2 protein-coding genes and 1 pseudogene are annotated in these 5,784 nt (G+C 35.5%); all 3 read right to left on the bottom strand.

Going from position 1 to position 5,784, the window contains the following annotated elements; all coding sequences use genetic code 11:
* Positions 1-243 (bottom strand): annotated as a pseudogene (locus tag BGO59_RS31365) (hypothetical protein); the annotation flags it as partial.
* Positions 244-260: 17 nt separating this feature from the next.
* Positions 261-1,538, bottom strand: a complete 1,278-nt coding sequence (locus tag BGO59_RS31360; RefSeq protein ID WP_293690868.1) for an efflux RND transporter periplasmic adaptor subunit — start codon at positions 1,536-1,538, stop codon at positions 261-263.
* A 7-nt stretch (positions 1,539-1,545) separates the two neighbouring features.
* Positions 1,546-5,775, bottom strand: coding sequence for a CusA/CzcA family heavy metal efflux RND transporter (locus BGO59_RS31355; protein ID WP_293690867.1), 4,230 nt, complete (start codon positions 5,773-5,775; stop codon positions 1,546-1,548).
* Positions 5,776-5,784: the final 9 nt, after the last annotated feature.

The following is a 5,784-nucleotide window of genomic DNA, read 5'->3' as shown; positions in this document are numbered from 1 at the left end:
AGCAATTAGCAATAGTACCAAAGAAATAATTCCTGGTAAAAACATTTTTATAACGCTGTTTTTATCAACAGCTTCACTTCGTTCATTGCTCTTTTGATTAACTTTTTCATCCGTTGAGCAACAAACATTATCAGTACTCTGCCCTGTATTTGTTTGGGCATCGTTTTTGTTCTCCTCCGTGCAGCAGAGTTGCTTGCCCTGCGCATCATAAATATGCTTGTGATTTTTATCTGTATTTATCATCGTTTAGTTATTATTGGTTAATCTTCGTCTTCTCCTGCATTAGATAATTTTGCATTTACAAAAAATGCTCCTTTTACAACGATTTTTTGATTGGCAGGAACTTGTTTGATAAAAGTAATTGCGGTATACCCCATATCAGATACCCCTTTCAATATTTCTATTTTTTCAAAATTTATACTTGCCTTATCTTCCTTTTCATTTTTATCAGCATCTTTATGATTTTCTTCTTCTTTACCTTCTTCGTGATGCTCTTCTGCTTTTTTATCGGTTTGTACGAAAATATAATATTTACCATCAGTATTTACGATGGCATCATTGGGAACAGCAGGTGTAGTTACATTGCTTAAGCTTACAACCCCTGTTATGTTCATTCCATCAATTAAACCAATTTTACTACCTTTTATACGACAACGTACAGCAATAGTTTTACTCTCGTTTTGAAAAGATGAACCGATATTTAAAACCGTAGCCTCATATTCTGTGGTTGGATTATTTGTCAATCTAAAATGAATAGTTTGCCAAATTTTTATTTGTGGTAAATCTTTTTCGAATACTTGTAAATCCAAATGTAATGAGCTGTTATCTACTATTTCAATTACCGGCGAAGAAACATCTACATAACTTCCAATTTTAGCGTAAACATTACTTACTGTGCCATTTAAAGGACTAATTACTGTCAGAGCAGATTTCAAATTACTGTTTGATAAGGTGCTGGGATTGATGCCCATTAATTGTAGTTGTTGATGTAAAGACGCTTTTCGAGTACGAAGGCTGTTCAATTCGGCTGTTGCACTTTGTAAATTTTTCTTTGCGCCAGCATTTCCTTCATTTAACTCTTTTTGTCTTGATAGCTCTTGCTCTGCAAAAGTTATCTTACTTACTACACTCAAATATTCTTCCTGTAATTGTATAAACTGCGGATTGGCACTAGTTGCTATTATTTCACCCTTTCTAACATAATCCCCAATTTGAACTTTCAATGTTCTTATCACTCCACCATATAAAGTTGTAGCGTTGGCTTTGTTGTTATTAGGAACATTCAGATTTCCATTTGCTTTGATAGTTGCAGACAGCTCTCTTTGTTCTATTGTGCCTATTTTTATTCCAACTATCTTTAATTGTTCCTCTGAAAGAGTGGCAATGGTTGGTACTTCTTCCTCGGCTTCTTCTCTTTGAATTTCTTTTGCTTCCTGGTTCTGCCCATTTCCATCTTTCTGATTATTGCAAGCGGAAAATGCAAATATTAAAACAGTTATCACTGTTACAATTGTGATTTTATTTATGTTGAATTTCATTTTTTACTTATTGATTAATGAGAGAATAAATATTGATTACAGACTGGTTTACCTGCTGAATACTTTTTAGATAATTTAATTGAATGTCGGTTGCGGTTTGCAATGCAAAAAGATATTCCACATAGCTAATTTCTCCTGTTTTATACCCTAATTGTGCCGCTGATACTATTTCTTTGGCATTAGGCAATGCTTCTTGCTGAAAATAATTAAACTGTTGCATATCCTGTTGGTATTGCTGCAAAGCATTTTGTAATTGTGTTGTTAATGCTTGCTGCTGCTGCTGAGCATTGGCTTCGGAAGCCTGTTTTCTGAAGTCCAAAGATTTTATCCTTGCTTTGGTAGCACCATAAGTGATAGGAATTGCAATGCCAATATTTACAGAATTGAAACGGTTACCAGAATTAAAATATTTTTCCATACCATTTACTGTGTGAAAACCTATTAAAGATTGATTTGTAAAACCAATTGTAAAATCAGGTAAACCTTGGGAACGTTCTACCTTTTTGGTCTGTTCTGCAATAACAGCATCCTGATACAAGGATTGAATGGCGGGATGACTTGCTACTACATCATTATCCAATAAATTGCTGATTTGTAAAGGTTGAAAAATTCCATTTTCTGCAATGAGAAAATCCTCTCTTGTATTCATCAAAGTTTTCAGACTGGCAACAGCATTATTTAAAAACACTTTATTCTGTTTTAACAATAAATTGATTTCCCCTTTCTTAGCTTCTGCCGTACTGATGTCCACTTTTTTTGTATCGCCGGTTTTATAACGAAGCTGTGCTATTTCTATAAAATCGCTGTACAGACTATCTAACTGTTGTAATTGCTTTTGGTTATGTTGCAAATATAGGATTTGATAATAGTAAGTTCTGACCTGCGTTTTTAACTCTAGTACGGTAAGATTTTTCTGTAATTCTTTCCCTTTTATTTCGGCATTAATCAATTGTTTTTTTGCTCCGAATAATGTAGGAAAAGGAATAGTTTGTGCCACTTCAAAAGACTGGTCGAATTTTGTACTGTTGTACTGCCCCAATTGTGCATTAAAACCTAATTTTGGTAATTCTCCGGCAGTTTTTTTCAAGGCTTTACTTGCATCAATTTCTAAATCTGAAGCCTTTATGGTTTGATTATTTTTCAGCGCGATGTTTATTGCTTCATCAACACTGGATAAATCTTTCGTTTGTGCGTTTGCTGTAAAACCTACCAATGATAGCAGTAACACAACGATAGTTGTAATGGGTTTCACTTTAAATTTTCTTTTTAAATTAATTTTTGAATTGAAGATGATATACAATAGAGGCAGTACGAATAGGGTAAGGAATGTTGCAGTTACCAAACCACCGATAACAACTGTAGCCAATGGTTTTTGTACCTCTGCGCCTGCACTACTGCTCAAAGCCATTGGCAGAAATCCTAAACTGGCTACTGTTGCAGTCATCAAAACTGGTCTCAAACGGATTTTAGTTCCTTCGATTACCCGTTTCAATACATCTTTTTCTCCTTCTTTTTCTAATTGATTGAAAATACCTATCAGTACAATTCCGTTTAGGACAGCAACGCCAAACAATGCAATAAATCCAATACCTGCGCTGATGCTAAAAGGCATTCCTCGAAGTAACAAAGCTAGTATTCCTCCAATTGCACTCATTGGGATGGCTGTAAAAATTAATCCTGCCTGTTTAAAGGAACTGAAAGTAAAGTAAAGCAGTACAAATATCAATATTAAAGAAACTGGAACAGCTATCAGTAATCTATTGCTTGCTTCCTGTAAATTTTCAAACTGTCCTCCATAAGTGAAATAATACCCTGATGGTAATTTTACTTGGTTGTTCAACTTTTTTTGAATTTCTTCTACCACACTTTGTACATCTCTGCCTGCAACATTAAAACCAATTACAATTCTTCTCTTTCCAGCTTCACGGCTTATCTGCGCAGGTCCTAATTTATAGTCAATTGTAGCCACCTGTGATAGAGGAATTTGACTGCCTGTGCTAGTTGGTATCATCATATTGTTTACATCTTCAATACTACCTCTATAGGTACTATCTAAACGCACAACTAAATCAAATCGCCTTTCATTCTCAAAAACCACACCTGCACTTTTTCCTGCAAAAGCAGTACTTACAACATTATTTACATCTTCTACATTTACTCCATAATTGGCTAAACGAGTTCGGTCGTATTCAATATTAATTTGAGGTAACCCGCTTACCAGTTCTACCTGAGGCACTGTAACTCCCTTTACTGTTTGTATAACTTTGCTAACCTTATCGGCATTTAACGCTAGTGTGTCTAAATTTTCTCCGAAAATCTTAATTGCAACATCTTGTTTTACCCCTGTCATAAGTTCGTTAAAGCGCATTTGAATGGGTTGGCTTTTTTCGACAATAATGCCAGGTATTACGGCTATTTTTTCTTCTATTGCATCGCCTAATTCATCGTATGTCCTTCCGGATTTCCATTCACTTTCAGGCTTAAGAATAATTATTAAATCTGTTGCACTTGGAGGCATTGGGTCAGTAGGTACTTCACCAGCTCCAGTTCTACCTACCACCATTTTTACTTCATCAAATTGTTTGGCAATTCTCGAAGCAAGCATCGAAGTTTCTATACTTTGTGATAATGAGGTTTCAATAGGCATTTTAAATTCAAACGCATATTCTCCTTCTTGTAGTTGGGGTATAAATTCTCCTCCCATTCGGCTAAACAAGAAAATACTAATTGCAAATATGGCAATGGCGATACCAACGAACCAATACTTTATGCTAATCGCCTTTTCAAGCAAAGGCTGATATTTTCTTTGTAACCAATTCATCATTCTATCGGAAAAGGTTTCTTTATGTGAAGGCTTTTTGGATAAGAACAAAGCACACATCATAGGTATGTATGTTAAGGATAAAATCAAAGCTCCAAAAATGGCAAAACCTACAGTCTGTGCCATCGGACGGAACATTTTGCCTTCTACGCCCACTAACGTAAGAATAGGAATGTAAACAATTAGTATAATGATTTCACCAAATGCTGCGCTACTACGAATTTTGGAGGCAGACAGAAAAACTTCCTCATCCATTTCAGTTTGTGTAAGCCTTTGTTTAGATTTTCGTAAGCCTAAATGATGTAATGTGGCTTCCACAACAATTACTGCCCCATCTACAATCAACCCAAAATCTATGGCTCCCAAACTCATTAAATTGGCGCTTACACCAAACACATTCATCATCGCCAAGGCAAACAGCATTGCTAAGGGAATAGCGGAAGCTACAATTAATCCGGCTCTAAAATTTCCTAAAAAAAGTACCAATACAAAGATTACAATCAATGCACCTTCTATCAGGTTTTTTTCTACGGTACTCATTGCCTTGTCAACTAAAACTGAACGGTCTATATAGGGCTCAATAATAATATCATCAGGTAATGACTTTTGTATAGTAGGAAGCTTTTCTTTTATTTTTTCAATTACACTATTGGCGTTTTCGCCTTTTAACATCATCACAACACCACCTACTGCATCAACATCTCCATTATATGTCATTGCTCCATATCTTACAGCATTACCAAATCGTACATCCGCCACATCTTTTATAAAAATTGGAACACTGCCAGGATTATTCTTTACACTAATGTTTTTTATATCATCTAATGATGTAACCATACCAATACCTCTAACAAAATAAGCACTTGGTTTCTTATCAATATATGCTCCCCCTGTATTTTGGTTGTTTCTTTCAAGAGCGTTGAAAATATCGGTAATACTTACATCCATAGCCTTTAAGCGACTAGGATTAACAGCTACTTCATATTGCTTTAGCTCGCCGCCAAAACTATTTACTTCTGCAATTCCGGGAGTACCATACAGTTGCCTTGCTACAATCCAGTCCTGCATTGTACGAAGGTCTTTGGCATTGTATTTATTTTCACTTCCTTTTTTGGGATGTATTATATATTCGTATATCTGACCAAGCCCTGTACTTACCGGAGCCAGTTCCGGCGTTCCTATTCCATTCGGAATTTTTTCTTCTGCTTCTTTCAGTTTTTCGTTAATGAGCTGTCGGGCAAAATAAATATCTACTTTTTCCTTGAATACAACTGTAATTACGGACAAACCAAACCTCGAAATACTTCTGGTTTCTTCTAAATCGGGAATATTAGCAATGCTTTGCTCTATGGGAAAGGTAACTAATTGTTCTACTTCCTGAGCTGCCAATGTGGGGCAAACCGTAATTATTTGCACCTGATTATT

It is taken from the genome of Spirosoma sp. 48-14, from assembly GCF_001898575.1.
Taxonomy (GTDB): domain Bacteria; phylum Bacteroidota; class Bacteroidia; order Cytophagales; family Spirosomataceae; genus Spirosoma.
Note: the sequence above shows the minus strand (reverse complement) of the source record. Positions and strands in the feature narration are given on the sequence as shown.

Coding starts and splice junctions, on each gene's coding strand:
- BGO59_RS31360 (WP_293690868.1), bottom strand. CDS start 1,538: ATGAAATTCAACATAAATAAAATCACAATTGTAACAGTGATAACTGTT.